The sequence below is a fragment of the Arthrobacter sp. YAF34 genome (genome assembly GCF_052113245.1).
In the GTDB taxonomy this organism is placed as follows: domain Bacteria; phylum Actinomycetota; class Actinomycetes; order Actinomycetales; family Micrococcaceae; genus Arthrobacter.
The window spans coordinates 1-396 of record NZ_JBFRCV010000054.1 but is presented as its reverse complement, the minus strand read 5'-3'; the positions used below and the strand labels follow the sequence as shown (position 1 = coordinate 396).

The window sequence follows — 396 nt, the reverse complement described above, 5'->3', positions numbered from 1 at the left end:
GGTGGGGGTCCTCGACCGTTAATGATGTTCCGGCGGTGACCTACTCTCCCACACCCTCCCGGGTGCAGTACCATCGGCGCTGTGGGTCTTAGCTTCCGGGTTCGGGATGGGACCGGGCGTTTCCCCCACGCTATGACCGCCGTAACCCTATTACCCGTCCCCGCCGGCTCATTGCCCGGGGGTGGGAAGACTTGGTGGTTACAACATGGCCGCTGCACGWRAATGCAGCTGTGGTGTTGTTATTCAATTGGTTTGGTTCCTGTCGCAACGTGCCCGGTGACGGGTTTGTTGGTTGGGAACCACATAGTGGACGCAAGCAGTCTTGTTTCTTTGTACCCTTCCCATGGTGTGAACGTCTTTTGAATCCGTTCACGGGAGGGGTGTGTGGTGTAAGTT

General features: G+C 57.9%; 1 rRNA gene. It reads right to left on the bottom strand.

Annotated features, from left to right (window positions below):
- Positions 1-27: 27 nt before the first annotated feature.
- Positions 28-144 (bottom strand): 5S ribosomal RNA (gene rrf, locus AB4Y72_RS19730).
- Positions 145-396 lie beyond the last annotated feature (252 nt).